Source organism: Pantanalinema rosaneae CENA516 (genome assembly GCF_050753385.1).
Lineage (GTDB): Bacteria > Cyanobacteriota > Cyanobacteriia > Leptolyngbyales > Leptolyngbyaceae > Pantanalinema > Pantanalinema rosaneae.
In genome coordinates, this window is record NZ_JBLZFZ010000007.1 from 55,919 (window position 1) to 72,916 (window position 16,998).

A 16,998-nucleotide genomic window follows, 5' to 3' on the forward strand; every position below is an offset into this window, starting at 1 on the left:
ATGTTGTTGAAGTACCCTTGTGGGGTATCTTCTCGTGACCTTTGCGAAGCAACTAATGGACAACCACCGATTGCTGGGCGAGATCACTGGGAAGATTCCCCGCACGTTCTTGGGAATTGATGAAGCGAAGGAAATGCCGAATGGGAAAGAGTCTACCTGCGATCGCATCATTGCCGATGGGCGGAAGTATGGCTTGGCATTACTGCTGGCATCGCAATCGGAACGGCATTTGTCAGCGGATGTGATTGGCAATTCCAGTACCAAGATTGTGCTGCCTGTGGATCAAACGGAAGTGGGCAAGGTGGCGAAGAAGTTTCGATTTGCCGAGGGTAAGGTGGCAGGATTGCAACCGTTACAGGCGCTCTGTCGGTTTGGTACAGAGGCGAAGGTGGTGGAAATTGTGCCCTACTACGAGCGGGTGCAGGCATGAAGCGATGGGTGTTGATTAGTGTGCTGTTATTCCCGATCGCCAGTTGTAGCACTCCGGCAGTTTCTTCTTTGCCCAGTCCAGCCGTGGCAGAGACTCCGTTACCTGTTCCTGTCAGTCCATCGGTGCGACGGTTTCAGATCAAGTTAACGCTATCGGCTCCCGAGGATCTGAAGGTAAAGGAAGGCGACACCGTTACCGCTGGTCAGATTCTTGCCGATCGAGTTCGCGATCGTACCCGGTTGGAGTGGCAACAGCGAGAGGTGCAACGCCGGATTGAGCAGATTATTGCTCTGCAAACCCAACCCGTGCCGGAGATAGCAGGCTTACCCCCAGCGGCATTTCTAACTGAAGTGGCGGATGTGGAGCGGAGCAAACTGAAGGTAAGTGAAGCCGAGCGCAATCTTCAGCAACAACAACGCAAGCTGGATTTACTACAATCCATGCCCAGTGCTGACCTGCCGGAAGCGACGATTCCCCATGAACAGGAACTCCTCAACGATCGCCAGCGGCAATGGCAACAAGCCCAAGCCGACCTGGAACTAGCACGGGCAACGGTAGGGCAGGCGCAACAGGAACGCCAACACGACGAATATTTACACTCCCTGGAACTGTCTAAACGAGCGATCGCGTTACGCCAGCAAGAACTCCAGCAGCAGGGGCAATTAGCAGAACTCGAAGCCCAGCGATCGCAACTCCAAGTTCAACTATCCACCCTTTCCGCCGTTAGGAGTCCCTACAGTGGCAGCATTCAACGTCTTAAGATTATTGGGCAGACCGACCAAACTCTTACTGTGGAGCTTATTTTGGTTGTGGCTGAGTCCTCCGGTGCTAGCCCAACCGCCCATTCCCGTCCCGCCTCCCGCCAATCCGCCAGCCCAGGAAGAAATTGATACTACTGAAGCGATCGATTCTGGGGAACTGGAATCAGATGGTAGTGAAGCACCGACCCCGATCGAGGACAATGCCAACCCCCTGACACCCGCCGGGAATTCGCTCGATCGGTTGATTGAATTGAAACTGCATGATGACTTGTGGGAAGGGATGCAGGCAGGATTACCGTGTTTGGATACTTCGGTCGCCTGTATTCAGCAGTTGCAAGCCCGAGCGATCGCCAACAACCTGACCTTGAAGCAAATCACAGAACGGGTAGAGGACATTAACCAGAAGATTGAAGCGGCTCGCAGTCGGAATGAGCAATCGGTGAAACTGGGTGTTCTCAAGCCGATCGTGCAGTATTACGTGCAGGAAGATACCATCACTCGGGCGGCAGCGGCAGGACAACCAGCCAAAACCGAGCAGCGGGGATTTTTTGAGAAACTGGTTGGTATTCTCGCGTCTCCGGTTTCCAGCATTAACAAAATCATTTCCCTGATCGGCATTCCGTTACTGGAGGGTGTCACCCGTTCTAATGATCAAGCCCAGGCACGGGCGATCGCTATTAGTGATTTGCAAGTCAAGGTGGCACAGATTGAACAGGAGAAGGCGAAAGCGATCGCCCAATTGCGGGAAGCGGTAGTGTTACAACTGTTGGAATTTGATGTGACTCGCCGGGAGTTTCAAGTCAGTCAGGAAATCGTCAAACGGGAACGATTACGCACCCGAATTATTGAGGTGGATTACCGTTTGGGCAAAGGGGATACAGTGCAGTTCCTGGGCAATCTATCCGCGCTTGATCGTGAGAAAGCCACTACCTTCAAACGTTGGGCGACTCTGCGATCGCAGTTGGTTCGCCTGAAGTTGATGGTATTGGGCAGTACGGCGGAGGAATAGACAGCCGCGATCGCAGCATGTAGGCAATCAATGGGTACTTTAAGTTAAACATGGGATGTCAATTATGAAGTCATTTCGGTATCGTCGATTAATCATTCTTCTTCTCATCTTTCAAGTCGTGGCGGATCTGGGGTTTGTTGCCTATATTTGGATCGATACCGTTTGGACCAATCAGATCATGGCGATGTTGGAATTTGTTCTATAGCCGTTCTCAAATGGATGCACCACACTTGTCAATTCAGTCAGCCCCCTTTTCTAGTATGCCCGTAGGGCTTTAACCCCAATCCTGGGGACTTTGCCTCCTGTTCCCCTCAGAATTGGCTACTGTATACACACAAGTCATCTGTTTGATGGTTAAGCCTCTCTTGCCCCCTAAATCCCCCTTTCTACAATGCCGCAGGCTATATTCTGGGGGACTTTGAAAGTTCTAATTCCCCCCAGAATTGGGGGGCTAGGGGGGCGAAAACTGTCGGCGTGTCGGGGAACTGCCTGTATCCGTGCGATCGCAGATTGAAGCTCTGTCCCTGGCTCAGTTAGAGTCATTGGGTGAAGCGTTACTAGACTTTCACGAGATCGCTGACCTTGATGGGTGGTTACAGGCAAATCAGTAAGCCCGATCGCAGCGACAAAAAAACCTCCATTACAGGAGGTGGAAGGATTTCGATCCGGTGCATCATTTACGGGCAACTGGGAGCGCTGCGATCGGGGGCGGTGCCAAACTCCGGGGTATGTTTGACCAACACATTCGGGCTACCAAGGCGGTACAGATCCACGTTCCAGGCCCACCAGCCCAGATTGACATCGCCGCAGGCATTCGCAGTCGCCGATCGCCAGACTTCGCCATCATCTGCACCATAGGTTGTATTGGGATTACCGCGATACCAGAGATCCCCATTCACAGTGAAGAATTCGGGATAGGTGATCACGCTCGTACCTCCCCCTGTTGTATTGCTGCTACCGCCGGAATGGGAGTTGGAATGGCTACTGCCGTCTCCGGCATAACCAGAACCAGCGGCGGTACAGGTGGCATCGATCGCGGCACAGGGTTTATAGCTGACTCCTTTGCGGCAGAGATCAGGCGCATTCCGAACGGGTAGTGTTGTGCGATTAAACGTACCGGACGGGGCGGGAATGGTGGTCGTGGAGTAAAAGTAGAAATTGCCTAAGCGATCGCGGGGAAAGGTGGGAGTTTCGGTCAGCTTGAGAATACCGCAGGTATCAGCGGCTTTCAGTCGGAGTTTGGGTTGTTGATCCTGGGCAGTCAGGGGTTTAAAGGGTAAGCCTGCGAGAACGATCGCGCGACCAAAGATTTGCAGTCCATAGATGCCATTCCCCAGTGATTGCCAGGGCAGTGCCTCGTTCTTCTGTGTACCGCGACAAAACTGCGTTGACGTGGTTTGGGGAAGCTGGCTGCCTCTGGGAATGGTGAGTAATGGTGTGTCGCCATCGAGAATCTGCACCTGATCCCAGGGATAGAACCCCCGATCGGGTAATCGCACAATGTTACAACTGCCACTGGAACGGGTGGTGATCTGATTGGGCAGTTCCTGATAGGCGACACTCACCAGTTCTTTGGGCTGAAACCCAGACAGATAAATCTCTCCCTGCTGATCCTGGTAGACCTCGATCGCAGCAGCAGGAGCGATCGCAATTCCTAACAGCGCGGCGATCGCAGTCAACCAGGCTCTAACTGCGATCGTCATACGCGGCTGGACTACCAAGAGGCGGGGTTATACCGAACGCTAGTGCCGTTGGCGGTGCGGCAGAGGGGTACGGCATCACTGACTAAACTGGAGACGGTGTAAGCGGTGCCGTCTACGTTGAGGCTAGTCCCAATGGGATAGGTGGCATTGGGTCGCACGACCATAAACCCGCAGCTATTCGCCCGCACCTGCCGCACGGTATTCGAGCCATCGAAGGTGGCAGTATAGGTCACTCCCGGTGTTTTACCAACGACGACGACAGAACCATTCGAGAGCTTGAAGTTAGCCGGACGAGCTTCTGCCAAAACGTTATTCACACATCGAGGTTTAGTTTGCACTGGCAGGCTGGAGACAGTAATGGCGGTGCTATCTACTGTGACGGTACTGCCGATCGGTTGCGTGTCGGAACTGGGAACCGTCACCATGCCGCAATAATCGGCTTTCAGCGATCGCTGGGCAGGAATATTGGGATATTCCACGGCAACCTGTTGATTGGCAGTGAGTCCAGAGTGCATCACGACTTCACCATCGGTGGTTTTGTAGACGGCGGGTGGGGGAGCGGCGATCGCGGCGAACGTCGTACCCAGTACGCTAGCGATCGTCAGCAGGGCAACGGCGCCGCTGCGAGAAGAGTTCAGCTTCATGAGAGTGAAATTGGGCATCCTAAGTCAAGAACAGCTCACCTGTACTCACCAACGGCGGTAGACCACATCCGCGAATTTACGACATCCAGTGTCGTGGGATGGGGGAACGATCGCGGGAGCTGGGCGAGTTCAGGAGAGTGCGTTTCACATCACGACAGTAGCGATCGCTCGATTTGATCCGGCGATCGCTTTTTTGCGCGAATCTACCCTATGCATGGTGTGGAATTGGGCAATACAGAAACGTTGCTCTGATCGCTGACTCATTCCATGAAATCTCAATTGATTACGACCTTAGCAATTGGTTTCGCATTAACGATCGCACCCAAATCGACACCCGCCTTACCGACGATCGCGGCAACAACCGAGCCGATTGATCCGTACCCGACCTATATTTACCCGGTTCAAGGTGTATTGACCTCTGGGTTTGGTCACCGCTGGGGACGGATGCACAAGGGCATTGATCTGGCGGCGGCAACGGGAACCCCGATCGTCGCCAGTGCGGCGGGAACGGTGACCTATGCCGGATGGAATGAGGGTGGGTATGGCAATTTAGTGGAATTGCAACATACAGATGGTTCGCTCACTCGCTATGCCCATAACAGCCGGGTGTTGGTGCGGGTGGGGGAACAGGTGAGCCAGGGACAGGTGATTGCGGAGTTGGGGAGTACCGGGCGATCGACGGGACCGCATTGCCATTTTGAGATTGTGTTGCCGGGGCAGGGAGCGGTAGACCCGATCGCCTATCTGCCCTCTAGAGCGAATGTGGCGCAGCGGCGTTAGGTGAAACTGACTTATTCCCCTTGCTCAAAGGTACTGGATGAAAGTTGCTGGATTTCCTCGATCGTGAGTCCTGTAGCACGGGCAATTAGGTCAAGTGACATGCCTTCACCCAGTAAATTGATGGCGATCTGTTGTGCCTTGACGCGGCTCCCTTCTTCTACCCCTTTTTCTCGACCTTCTTCCAGAATCTCTTGATAAGTGACAGATTCTTGCATTAGATCCCTCCGCAATATTCGTCGAATCACCTCTTTCTCCAATATTAGTCCAGCCAGCACATAGGCAGAGGCACTGAGGTTACTTTGCACTCGTCGATCGTCCAACTGATCGATCGCTTGGGCAACCTGCTGTAGCACTTGGGTCGGCTCGACGGTTTGGCTAAGAACGGCAAAGGGAAATAGTTCCGGCGATCGCAGGAAGATGTCAGTAGTGTAAGGTGTTTGACAGAGATCTTAACGTTCCTTATCTGTTGAGATAATATGGACGTCAATATTTCTGAGCGATCGCAACAGTTTATGGGTCAGTGATCCACTCAACATTAGTTTCCATCGAGATCGCTGGCTCTCTCCAATGACAATTTGGGTGATGTAATAGTCTTTGGCAACTTCCGCGATCGCTTTCGCTTTGTCCTGGTTTGTCACTCGAATAAACTCTCCATCAAATTCTTTACAGAGTCTTTCACAATTTTCAATGTGCAAACTCTCTGTTTTAGTCAAAAAGCGATCGGGATCATCGACAAACAGACAGTAGAAGGGCGCGTGCATATAACCAGCGATCCGAGCGCCCCGTCGAATCAGTTGAATTGCATTCGGGTAGGTTGATACACAAACCAACACTCGTTCATGAATGCTACAAACCGGAGCGCCAGCTTTTGTGCCATTCGATGCTTGTTCAAGCGCATCTTCTTCAATATTGTCAGCGACTTCTCGTAAAGCTAGTTCCCTCAAGGCAATCAGGTTACGCCGCTGGAAGAAATTTTGCAGGGATTGGTCAACCTTTTCAGGAGCGTAAATTTTACCGTCTCTGAGGCGATCCTCTAGAGTCTCCGGTGTAACATCAATAACCACAACCTGACCCGCTTCCTCCAACAGGCGATCGGGGATTCGCTCTCTGACTACAACCCCCGTAATTCGGGCAACTAGGTCATTTAAACTCTCTAGATGCTGAATATTGACGGTTGAGTACACATCAATCCCCGAGGTCAGAATGACTTCTACATCCTGATACCGTTTTTCTCGCTGAGAACCAGGGATATTGGTGTGAGCGAGTTCGTCAATCAGAACCAGTTGCGGTTGGCGAACCAGGATTGCGTCCGTGTCCATCTCAGACAAAATAACGCCAGAGCAGCTAATTTGCTGTCGGGGAACTATTTCTAGCCCCTCAGCCCGTTGTGCAGTTTCCTGGCGATTGTGAGTTTCGAGTAGCCCAATCACCACGTCAATTCCTTCCTGCCGGAGCCGATGCCCTTCCTCCAGCATTCGGTACGTTTTGCCGACACCGGGAGCCATGCCGATGAAGATTTTATGCTTGCCCCGATAGGCAGGACGAATGTAGGTGCTGTCAGGTGACGGATTGGATGAGTAGTACATGGTTTAGCTACCGACTGCATCAAGAGCTAGATTGAGCTTCAGCACGTTCACCCCTGGTTCACCAAAAATGCCTAAGAAGCGACCATCCGTGTTTTGATTGATCAGGTCTTCGAGTTGATTAGGTTGCAGATTCCGTGCAGTTGCTACCCGCGTAATTTGCGCTCTAGCGGCTTCGGGCGTGATGTGAGGGTCAAGGCTGGAGCCAGAGGTATAAACTAGATCGGCAGTGGGCTGAATATCCGCCTGTTTCAATTGAGTTGTGGTTTCTTGAACTCGCTTAAGGAGTTCAGGATTAGATGGAGCCAGATTACTTGCGCCTGACACGCCCGTTTTGAGAATATTAGCTTCATCCTTGCTTGGATCAGCCGTGCTGTAGCTGGTGGTACTGGGGCGACTGTTGAAATAGCGATCGCTCGTAAAGGGCTGTCCAATCAACGCTGATCCGACAGGCTGACCTTGAGCATTGGTCAAGATGCTGCCATTTGCTTGGAAAGGAAAGGCGATCTGCCCGATGGCAACCATTACCAGTGGATAAATCAGAGCGGTGATGACCCAGAGTACCAGGGTCGATCGAATGGCTCTACCTGCCTCGTGTGCAAAACTCATTAGAAGTTCTCCGGTACGAACATGACAAAGAACAAATAGACTGACAGTGCCAGGATTCCCAAACCCAAAAGCCCTAGTGCCCAGGCTTGAGTCCGAGAGAATTCATTGCCGCTGGCAGCATAAACAACAGGAGCAACGAGCAGGTTGAAACACAATGCCAGAAATAAATACAATGGCAGTTTTTGTCTGCGCCATTCTGACCAGACTTCTGAAACAAACTTAAGGGATTGAGTGGTTGTTTCCAGCAAGGGGAGCGATGGTTTTAGAGGATTGAGTTTCATAGAAGAATTTTTGAAGGGTTAGGAAAATGGCAGAATCAGATCGATCGCCTTAATCGCAATGAACGGCGCAATCATGCCACCCAGACCGTAAATCAAAATATTGCGTTGCAGCAGTTGATCGGCTGTGAGGGGACGGAACTGTACGCCTCGCAAAGCTAGCGGAATCAGGACAGGAATAATTAAGGCGTTATAAATCAGGGCAGAGACGATCGCAGACTGGGCACTTTTCAACCCCATGATGTTAAGCGCACCAATTCCCGCCGCCGCGAAGATAGTGGGAATGATCGCAAAGTATTTAGCGATGTCATTGGCAACAGAAAAGGTGGTCAATGCACCACGGGTGATCAGGAGTTGTTTACCGATCGTTACCAGGTCAATCAATTTAGTGGGGTCAGAGTCCAAATCCACCATATTGGCGGCTTCTTTGGCAGCTTGTGTACCGGAATTCATTGCCAGTCCCACATTAGCTTGAGCCAGAGCGGGTGCGTCATTCGTACCATCTCCGGTCATCGCAACCAGCTTGCCCTGAATCTGTTCGCTGCGAATCACCTCAATCTTGTCTTCGGGTGTGGCTTCCGCAATGAAGTCATCGACTCCCGCTTCTTGAGCAATCACAGAGGCCGTAATGCGGTTATCTCCAGTCAGCATGATGGTTTTGACACCCATCCGTCGGAGTTGGTCAAACCGTTCTCGCAGTCCCGGTTTCACAATGTCCTTGAGGTAAATTACGCCATAGATTTCATTGCCCTGGCAGACAGCGAGGGGAGTTCCACCCAAGCGAGATACTCGCTCGTAGGCTTCATCCAGCGTTGAGGGAACTTGACCACCACGAGAGCGGACAAATCCCTTAATCGCATCCACAGCCCCCTTACGGTACTCCTTACTGTCAAGGTCAGTGCCGCTCATCCGGGTTCGAGCCGAAAACTCAATGCCCTCTGCGGGTTGTCCATCCAGATCGAATTTCGCCCCTAGCTTTTGGGCTAACTGGACGATCGATCGCCCTTCTGGAGTTTCATCAAACACACTGGCAGCTAAACAAACATTGGCAACATCTTGCACAGAATGACCATTGACGGGGATAAATTCGTCGGCTAGACGGTTCCCTAACGTGATTGTGCCTGTTTTATCTAGAACCAGTGTATTTACGTCACCGCAGGCTTCTACGGCTCGTCCAGAGGTGGCGATGACGTTAAACTGAGCCACCCGATCCATTCCAGCAATGCCGATCGCACTCAACAACCCACCGATCGTGGTGGGAATCAGAGCAACCAGCAGGGAAATGAGAATCGCAATGCTAGTTCCAGCCCGTAAATCATTGCCTGTTGCGATTCCTGCCACACTGTCTAAAAAGTCCGCGATGTATCCTGAAATCGAGGGAGTTGTGGCGACGACAATCAGGAATACCTGGGTCAGCACTGCCAGTAAGACCGTCAGGGCAATTTCGTTCGGGGTTTTGGTGCGCTCGGCTCCTTCCACCAGGGAAATCATGCGGTCGATGAAGCCCTGCCCCGGATCAGAGGTAATCCGTACAACCAGTTCATCGGAAAGCAGACGAGTTCCCCCTGTCACCGAACTGGCAATGTCTGTACCCGGTTGTTTCAGCACTGGAGCCGATTCTCCAGTAATGGCTGATTCATCGACCGAGCCAATTCCCTGAATCACCTCACCATCCGCAGGAATCACATCTCCTGCAATTACCTTCACCTGATCACCGCGACGCAACTCGGTTGAGTTGACATCCTGAATCGTGCCATCGGGAAGGAGTTTCCGCGCGATCGTGTCTGAACGGGTCGATTTCAGCGCATCTGCCTGTGCTTTTCCCCGTCCCTCAGCTACCGCTTCGGCAAAGTTGGCAAACAAAACGGTGAAAAACAGAATGAAGGTGATAATGCCATTCAGCAATCGCTGTTGCCCAACATCTGCCTGAACCGTCCCAAACAAATTGGGATTGATAGTGACAAGTAAGGTGATAATTGTGCCCAGCCATACCACAAACATGACAGGGTTTCGGACTGCCACTCGTGGGTTCAATTTGACGAACGATTCTCGAATTGCGCGTTGATACAACCCTTTGCGATCAGCTTTGGGCGTGTGTTTGCGATCGCCCCGACGACCGCTGGGAACCCGAATCGGGCGAGAGGATGTAGATGGAGAAGATCCGTTTCTTGTTTTCATAAACCCTCAAAACTCTTACCCAATTCCGTTGATGATTTGAAATGCCTCTGCAACCGGACCTAACGCCAGTGCCGGGAAAAAGGTCAGTGCGCCCAAAATCAAAATCACGCCAGCCGTTACCCCGGTGAATAATCCTGTGTCAGTCCGTAGCGTTCCAGCCGTTGCAGGGACAGGTTGCTTGCGAGACATACTATCTGCCAGCAGCAGCAATGCCACGATGGGAATGTAGCGTCCTGCTAACAGGCTGAAGCTGGTACTCAAATTCCACCAAAGGGTTGCATCACCAAGTCCTTCAAAGCCAGAACCGTTGTTTGCTGCGGCAGATGCATACTCGTAAACAACTTGCGATAGTCCATGAAATCCGGGGTTGCTGATACCGGATACACCAGGAATAGCAAGAGCCAGTGCCGTGGGAATCAGGATGGCGATCGGGTGAACCAGCAGAATCAGGAAACTTGCCAATACGACTTCTCGTTGCTCAATCTTGCGTCCGAGAAATTCGGGGGTGCGCCCTACCATCAATCCTGTAACAAACACCGCCAGAATCAGGTAGGCAAACAGGTACGCCGTTCCCGTTCCCTGTCCACCAAAGACAATTTGCAGAAACATATTGGACAGGGTGACAAAGCCGCCATTCGGCATAAAGGAATCATGCAAGCTGTTTACCGCTCCACACATGCTTGCCGTGGTAAACACTGCAAATAAGGCAGACTGCGCCCAACCAAAGCGAACTTCCTTGCCTTCCAGGTTTGGAGCTTGACCACCCAACAACGCATTCACCGCAGGATTGCCTTGATACTCACCGATCGCTGTAATGACAATAAATCCAATTAGAATTGCAAGCGGAATGCTGAACACCAACCACGTTTGCTTCAGATTATTGGCAAAAATGCCGTAAGTAATAATCAGCGACGTAGGGATGGAAAGAATGGCAACCAGTTCAATCAAATCGGTGAAACCATTGGGGTTTTCAAAGGGATGCGCCGAATTGATACCAAAGAAACCGCCACCGTTCTCGCCCAATTCTTTGATAATTTCAAAGTGAGCCACTGGACCGCGTGCGATCGCCTGACTGATTGCTGGATTTTCCAATGTCGGTACAATCGCTGGACCCGCCAGAGTTTCAGGCATTCCTGCCGCAATAAAAACGATCGCGCCTACCATACTGATTGGCAGCAGGACGCGGGTAATGGACTGAATCAAATCAACATAAAAGTTTCCCAGGGGGCTGCCTGTTAACCCCCGGATAAAGGCGATCGCCACGGCAATGCCCGTCGCGGCTGAGCTAAACATCATGAAACCCAGAGCCGCAAACTGGCTGAAATAGCTGAAAGTTGTCTCGCCTGAATAGTGCTGTTGATTGGTATTGGTGACAAAAGAAATTGCCGTATGCAGAGCCAGATCCCAAGAGGGCGCACTCAATCCAGTAGGATTGAAGGGCAACATTCCCTGAAACATGAAGATCAGGTAGATGAACACCAGCATTGCCAGGTTACTATACAGCACTGCCCGCGCATATTGCCAGCCTGTCATCTCTTCTCGTGCGCGTACTCCACTTAACGAGAAAATAGTCCGCTCTAGAGGAATTGCAACCGGATCAAGAACGGTATGCTGTCCCATAAAGACCCGCGCCATATAGCGACCAAAGAATGGCGTAATTGCCACTACGATCAGCAGCGTTAACGCAATTTGAATCCATCCTTGCAACATGAGTTATTTAACTCCGACATCAGTGAAGAGACTATTGCTAATTGATGAACTATTAAGCCCCTCCTTATTGATTAGGAACTAACAAATCAATCTTTTAACTGCCTCTATTCAATGATGGTGAAACTCTAATTTAGAAATTACAAGGTATAGGGCGGCGTTTACTACAATTTTTAGATCACTGGTATAGTTCGTAGAAGGGAGTGTTTAGAAAGCGTTTAGAAGTGTTTAGGTCAGGTCTATATCTGCAAATATAAATTTGAATCTGAACACAAACTGTTCCTCATTTTCAGGTGATTTCACTTGAAAATCGCTAGACTTTTGAGAATAGAACTGGCTCAACGACCATCTTTTCTGTTTTAGAGGAGCCAAATGCTGCAATTCCAACGTGTCGTTCGTTCAAAAAATTGGCATTTAGGAACATTCTGGTTGGTAGTGGGACTTTTTGTAGTAGTTCTATTTCTGGAATACGCAACTCATCCTGATTATGTATTTGGCTACCTCTACATTGGTCCGATTTTGTTGGCGAGTGCTCACCTGAGTCGTCAAACGACCTTTCAAGCCACACTGGTTGCCTGTATCCTCACCCTGATGAATGTTTGGTTGCCAGGAATTGAAACTGTGAAGGCTCCCACGATCGCCAGTCGATTTATTGCCACCCTAGCCCTGATCGTGACAGGAGTATTGAGCGATCGCAACCGCCTCTATCAGCAAACAGTCTTACAACAGCAAGCCAAACTGGAGGCACAGGAAAAGTTAGCTAGCATCCGGGAGGACTTTGCCTCAGCCTTAACCCATGATTTGAAAACTCCCCTACTGGGAGCTATCGAAACACTCAAAGCATTCCAGCATGGTAGTTTTGGCTCGGTTGAGCCAGGTCAACAGAGAGTTTTGGCAACCATGATGCGGAGTCATAAAACAACCTTACAAATGGTCGAAACCTTGTTGGATGTCTACCGAAATGATAATGAAGGGTTGCAGTTGAATCTTGCCCCAGTTGATCTGGTTGAGGTTGCAGAGGAGGTTAAGGCAACCATGACAGAGTTGGCTGCTAGCCGCCGAGTTCATCTTTCTCTCCATTATGGAGCATCTGACTTTCGTCAATTCCTTTGGGTCAAGGGAGATGCTCTACAACTTCAGCGAGTTATGGCAAATCTACTCACGAATGCCATTAACCATTCTCCTCGTGGTGAACGGGTTGAGGTTGTCCTTGAAGCAGGGCACTCGTACCAGACAGTCAAGGTCAAGGATAGTGGGGCAGGCATTAAACTAGATGAGCTTCCCCATCTGTTTGAGCGGTTCTATCAAGGACAAAGTGATCGCCAAGCAAAGGGGTCAGGCTTGGGGCTTTACCTATCTCGCCAAATTATCGAAGCCCACGGCGGTACAATTTGGGCAGAGAATCGGCAACCCACTGGAGCAATCTTTGCCTTTCGGCTACCGACTTTTCCGTATCATCCCTCCCTTTCTGTTTAAGATGGCATCTCCACCGCTCAAAATTCTTCTAGTTGAGGATGATGAACTCTTCCGTCTTGGATTGCGGGTGCGGCTAGAGCGAGAACCGGGATTGGAAGTTGTCGCAGAAGCAGAGGATGGAGAAACGGCGATCGAAATCGTTAAATCCCACTCGCTCAATATCATCGTTCTAGATATTGGTTTACCGGGGTTGGGTGGAATTGAAGCTTGTCGGCAGATCAGGCTGTTAGCTCCAAACCTTCCAGTTCTGGTGCTCACTTCTCACACGCAAAAAGCATTGATTAACCGCATCATCGAAGTCGGAGCACAAGGCTATTGCCTCAAAGGTGCACCATCACAGACGCTCATTCTTGCCATTCAATCAGTCGCCGCTGGCGCTTCTTGGTGGGATTCTGCGGCGACAACTGAGATTCGGGCTGCCTTTGAAAATAATGCCAGTGCTACACCAGCAAGTGATTCAGATAAATTGGCTCCTGTTCTGACTCGGCGAGAACAGGAAATCCTAGCTTTAATTGCGGAGGGCAAAACGAATCAAGAGATTGCTGAAGTGCTATACATCGCACCAGGAACAGTACGAGTTCATGTTCATGCCATTTTACAGAAGCTAGATGTGCGCGATCGCACTCAGGCTGCTGTTCTTGCTATTCAGGAAAAGCTGATAGCTGAAGACCTACTATCTAAGGCGACCGATTTGTAATGTCCTATATTGGGGCCTGCATAGTGTAAGGGGTTGACCAGTGCTGCCAAAATCGCCGGCTTGGAGAATGGTTCATTTCACTATGCCGATGTATCTGTCACCTGTGACGATCGCGATCTCACGGCTTGCAGTATATCGGCAGTGAAGCTGATATACAAACCACGGAGATTCATTTAGCCAGTTTGGAGTTACGATTTCCGTTGGCGTTGCTGTATGAAGATGTTGAGCTATTACCTTAATAGGCGGATTCAGGTGTCTGTAAAAGTGACATTTTCATATAAGAGTTCGATCGGGCAACTAAAACCGATGCTTTCGAGTGTGATGATATCTCCAGCCGTGTAGGGATAGTACAGCCATAACCTGCCCTCTCCCCGCCGATAGCATTCCACACCGATCTGCTCCGATTCAACCAGAACATATTCTTGCAAGGTCGGGCTGGAGCGGTAGTGAGCGAACTTTTCGCCGCGATCTTTGGCTTCTGTGCCGGGAGACAGCACTTCAATGATCAGCTTGGGATAGCGTAGTAGTTTCCGGGCAGTCAGGTCGCTCGGATCGCAAGTTACGACAACATCAGGGTAGTAGTAGGGACTATCGCTGCTGATTTCGACTTTGACATCAGCCACATTAATGCGGCAGCCGTGAGCGCGAACCTGGGGATAAAGGGCACGGTAAAGGTTAAGGGCTATGTCATTGTGCGGAATCGTTCCGCCAGTCATGGCGGTGACAGTGCCGTGGCTATATTCATAGCGAAGTTCCTGGAGCGGTTCCCAGTCCAGATATTCAGCGATCGTCATGCTGGGTGGTTGGGGAGTGGCAATCATAGGCAGGGACTGCTCCGGATGTCAGGCTTACCCTTTATTGTGACGAAGCTTGGGCGATCGCGCTATGGGATACCCGTGTGCCTACCATTGGCTTCTGACCTTTACTCATGGTTTTCCTTGAAGACTGGGTTAATCGGCTGCTGTTAGAGTGCCTATCCTGGTTGACTGACAAAACTCCTTTGCCCTCATCCCCAACCCTTCTCCCCGTTGGAGAAGGAAGCCGATCCAGTTTTTTGGTTCCCTCTCCCACAGGAGAGGGCTAGGGTGTAGCTTGCTTCCCGCAGGGTGGGCGACCAGGCCAACCCCTCAAAAGATTTGTCAGTCAATCAGCTTTAGAACTGTGATTTGAAGTTGCAAAAGGTGGTTCCAACGCATAGGTTTGTTGCGGCACACCAATTTCGATGCCGTGTTCTTCGAGCGCTCGTCGTACCCGTAGGCGAAATTCTCGACCGATAGCCCACTGCTGACCCGGCTGCGTCTCAATCCAGGTTGTAATCGTCATCCCACTGTGAGAAACGCTGTCAATGCCCAGCACCTTCGGTTCTGACACAATCTGGTCGTGCCATGTTGGGTCGTTGTATAGCCCCTGAGCTACCTCCTGCATCAATGCCAGGGCGCGATCGGGATCAGTCTGATATGCCACATCAATGCTGAAATTAACGCGTGACCATCCTCGCGTCAGGTTCCTCACTTCGCTGATTTTGCTGTTGGGAATGGTGATCATTTCACCGCTACCACTGCGGAGTTGGGTGACTCGCAGATTCAGGTTTTCAACTAGTCCAGAAACCGTTCCCAGATCAATGTAATCGCCGATCGCAAACTGGTCTTCTGCCAGGATTAAAAAACCATTCACCAAATCTTCAACCAACCGTCGGGAGCCAAAGGAGATTGCCAATGCCAACAAGCCCAGAATTGCCACAGTGGAAGCTGTCGGTACTCCGATCTCGCTCAATGCCCATAGCCCTCCCAGGGTCAGCAGTCCAATAGTCACCAAGCCTTTGGTTGCACCCGCAATCGTGGAAACCCGAAGTTGATGACGTTGAGTATCGCCCAGGCTGATAAGATTTACCTCCGTCTTTTGCCAGCGAACAGCTAAGCGATCAATCAGCCATCGGCTGACGCGAATCAACAGCCCGGTAAAGAACCAGACCGCTAACAGATCAAGTGGGACTTCCACAAACCTGAACTGCCCACTGATCAAATAGGGCGAAACCGCTGCCAGCCACAGACCGCCGCCATACCAGGCAAGGATTAACAACCAGAACGATAGCCACTGGGCAAAGTCTAGTAAACTGAGTTGGTAATCGAGACGGAACAAATGTGATAGCCGCTGCAACAGGTGGTTTCGCATTTGCACCAGCCTGGCTTCGGGGGCGATCACTGTCCCTTCAGATGGAAGCGGATTCAGTTCATTGTGAAGGGGTGCTGCATTAATCGCTTGTTTTTGCCGTCGCAACTGCTTTTGTCGGCGGGATAGACCGTACTTGAGAGTTACACCGATCGCGGTCAACAGTACCAGCCAGAGCAGAATTTGCCAGACCCGTTGCTGGTTCTGCGGCAGATTTTTCAGCCCAGTTCGGAGTTCCTGTTCTAAAGTGCTGCGCCATTGTTCTGCCAGTTGATCCACAGGAAGCCCGTTAAACTGAGCGTCTAGCTCTGTCACAGACATCAATACTAGAGGTTCAGGATATCGAGCATCCCGCGCTCGAATAATCTTGATGTTATTGAGTTGTGAGACATCAAACTCTAATGTCTCTGGTTGCATTGGACGGTTAAGCAATAGCAAGAGTCGGGCACTGATCTCCTGCGCCCGTTGTTCAATGGTCTGTCGGTCTGCCAACGATGCAGGACTGCGATCGTAAACCGTGGGCGAGGCGATGGTAAACAATTGGCGAAGGCTGAGTGGAGAGTCTACCGCTATTGTTTCCAGGTTGCCGTACCGGGCAACTTTTGCTGGTGGGTTAACATTGTTACTCTGTCCAAATCCCTCCGGTAACGAGAACTGAGCCTGTACGGGGTGACCCACCGACCAGGTGATTCCCAGAGCGATCGCAAAAGCTAGGACGAGCGTTAAAAGTTGTCTTAAGGAAATGGGCATCAGGTTACGATGGGCACATAGCAAGCTGAAGGAATTTATAACGCACCCCCACTGGTATGAGGCTGATCAGAGCAGTAGCTATTTTGCTATCAAAATATCACCACTGAGGTAGATTGCTCGAGCTGCGATCGCGGTGGACTAGAGGAGAATGCGATCGTCGCTCTCCCTCAATTCTGGAAAGATAGCCGTGAGATCCTGATAGCCGCTAATACCCCGCTACTCAT

At 50.9% G+C, this 16,998-nt stretch carries 17 protein-coding genes and 1 pseudogene; 8 read left to right on the plus strand and 10 right to left on the minus strand.

The window, feature by feature from the left end; genetic code table 11:
- Window positions 1–34 precede the first annotated feature (34 nt).
- The 5 genes and pseudogenes from ACN4EK_RS05565 to ACN4EK_RS05585 form a co-directional block, all read left to right on the plus strand.
- Window positions 35–430: an ATP-binding protein gene (locus tag ACN4EK_RS05565; RefSeq protein WP_431656505.1), complete on the plus strand. Its 396-nt coding sequence runs from the start codon at window positions 35–37 to the stop codon at window positions 428–430.
- The gene (locus tag ACN4EK_RS05570; protein ID WP_431656506.1) at window positions 427–1,320 is read left to right on the plus strand and encodes an HlyD family secretion protein; all 894 of its coding nucleotides are present in this window, start codon (window positions 427–429) and stop codon (window positions 1,318–1,320) included. The genes ACN4EK_RS05565 and ACN4EK_RS05570 overlap by 4 nt, the downstream gene beginning before the upstream one ends.
- The gene (locus tag ACN4EK_RS05575) at window positions 1,256–2,200 is read left to right on the plus strand and encodes a hypothetical protein (protein WP_431656507.1); all 945 of its coding nucleotides are present in this window, start codon (window positions 1,256–1,258) and stop codon (window positions 2,198–2,200) included. The genes ACN4EK_RS05570 and ACN4EK_RS05575 overlap by 65 nt, the downstream gene beginning before the upstream one ends.
- Window positions 2,201–2,264: 64 nt before the next feature.
- Window positions 2,265–2,405: a hypothetical protein gene (locus ACN4EK_RS05580; RefSeq protein ID WP_431656508.1), complete on the plus strand. Its 141-nt coding sequence runs from the start codon at window positions 2,265–2,267 to the stop codon at window positions 2,403–2,405.
- A gap of 277 nt (window positions 2,406–2,682) precedes the next feature.
- Window positions 2,683–2,811, plus strand: a pseudogene (locus tag ACN4EK_RS05585) (DUF4351 domain-containing protein); the annotation flags it as partial.
- Window positions 2,812–2,877: 66 nt separating this feature from the next.
- Here the strand turns inward: ACN4EK_RS05585 and ACN4EK_RS05590 are convergent.
- Both ACN4EK_RS05590 and ACN4EK_RS05595 read right to left on the minus strand, forming a co-directional pair.
- The gene (locus tag ACN4EK_RS05590) at window positions 2,878–3,903 is read right to left on the minus strand and encodes a hypothetical protein (RefSeq protein ID WP_431656509.1); all 1,026 of its coding nucleotides are present in this window, start codon (window positions 3,901–3,903) and stop codon (window positions 2,878–2,880) included.
- 11 nt (window positions 3,904–3,914) lie between these two features.
- Complete coding sequence (locus ACN4EK_RS05595; RefSeq protein WP_431656510.1) at window positions 3,915–4,547, minus strand: hypothetical protein; 633 nt, start codon at window positions 4,545–4,547, stop codon at window positions 3,915–3,917.
- 267 nt (window positions 4,548–4,814) lie between these two features.
- On the opposite strand from ACN4EK_RS05595, the gene ACN4EK_RS05600 reads away from it, so the two are divergent.
- The gene (locus tag ACN4EK_RS05600) at window positions 4,815–5,327 is read left to right on the plus strand and encodes a M23 family metallopeptidase (RefSeq protein ID WP_431656511.1); all 513 of its coding nucleotides are present in this window, start codon (window positions 4,815–4,817) and stop codon (window positions 5,325–5,327) included.
- A gap of 11 nt (window positions 5,328–5,338) precedes the next feature.
- Here ACN4EK_RS05600 and ACN4EK_RS05605 read toward each other — a convergent pair whose 3' ends face one another.
- The 6 genes from ACN4EK_RS05605 to kdpA form a co-directional block, all read right to left on the minus strand.
- Entirely contained in the window at window positions 5,339–5,680 is a 342-nt protein-coding gene (locus ACN4EK_RS05605; RefSeq protein ID WP_431656512.1) for an RpnC/YadD family protein, read from the minus strand.
- Between the two features lie 96 nt (window positions 5,681–5,776).
- Window positions 5,777–6,913 (minus strand): universal stress protein, encoded by a 1,137-nt coding sequence (locus ACN4EK_RS05610; protein WP_431656513.1) that lies wholly within the window; start codon window positions 6,911–6,913, stop codon window positions 5,777–5,779.
- A gap of 3 nt (window positions 6,914–6,916) precedes the next feature.
- Window positions 6,917–7,519, minus strand: a complete 603-nt coding sequence (gene kdpC / locus ACN4EK_RS05615) for a K(+)-transporting ATPase subunit C (protein WP_431656515.1) — start codon at window positions 7,517–7,519, stop codon at window positions 6,917–6,919.
- Window positions 7,519–7,800, minus strand: coding sequence for a potassium-transporting ATPase subunit F (locus tag ACN4EK_RS05620; RefSeq protein WP_431656516.1), 282 nt, complete (start codon window positions 7,798–7,800; stop codon window positions 7,519–7,521). The genes kdpC and ACN4EK_RS05620 overlap by 1 nt, the downstream gene beginning before the upstream one ends.
- A gap of 18 nt (window positions 7,801–7,818) precedes the next feature.
- Entirely contained in the window at window positions 7,819–9,975 is a 2,157-nt protein-coding gene (gene kdpB / locus ACN4EK_RS05625; protein WP_431656518.1) for a potassium-transporting ATPase subunit KdpB, read from the minus strand.
- Between the two features lie 15 nt (window positions 9,976–9,990).
- On the minus strand, window positions 9,991–11,685 hold the full coding sequence (gene kdpA / locus ACN4EK_RS05630) for a potassium-transporting ATPase subunit KdpA (protein WP_431656519.1): 1,695 nt from the start codon (window positions 11,683–11,685) through the stop codon (window positions 9,991–9,993).
- Window positions 11,686–12,117: 432 nt separating this feature from the next.
- Here kdpA and ACN4EK_RS05635 point away from each other — a divergent pair, with 432 nt between their 5' ends.
- On the plus strand, window positions 12,118–13,158 hold the full coding sequence (locus ACN4EK_RS05635) for a sensor histidine kinase (RefSeq protein WP_431656520.1): 1,041 nt from the start codon (window positions 12,118–12,120) through the stop codon (window positions 13,156–13,158).
- Between the two features lies 1 nt (window position 13,159).
- A complete protein-coding gene (locus tag ACN4EK_RS05640; RefSeq protein WP_431656521.1) occupies window positions 13,160–13,855 on the plus strand; it encodes a response regulator in 696 nt (231 codons plus the stop codon).
- Between the two features lie 248 nt (window positions 13,856–14,103).
- On the opposite strand, the gene ACN4EK_RS05645 is transcribed toward ACN4EK_RS05640, so the two are convergent.
- Both ACN4EK_RS05645 and ACN4EK_RS05650 read right to left on the minus strand, forming a co-directional pair.
- A complete protein-coding gene (locus tag ACN4EK_RS05645) occupies window positions 14,104–14,676 on the minus strand; it encodes a Uma2 family endonuclease (RefSeq protein ID WP_431656523.1) in 573 nt (190 codons plus the stop codon).
- A 322-nt stretch (window positions 14,677–14,998) separates the two neighbouring features.
- A complete protein-coding gene (locus ACN4EK_RS05650) occupies window positions 14,999–16,774 on the minus strand; it encodes a mechanosensitive ion channel family protein (RefSeq protein WP_431656524.1) in 1,776 nt (591 codons plus the stop codon).
- Window positions 16,775–16,998: the final 224 nt, after the last annotated feature.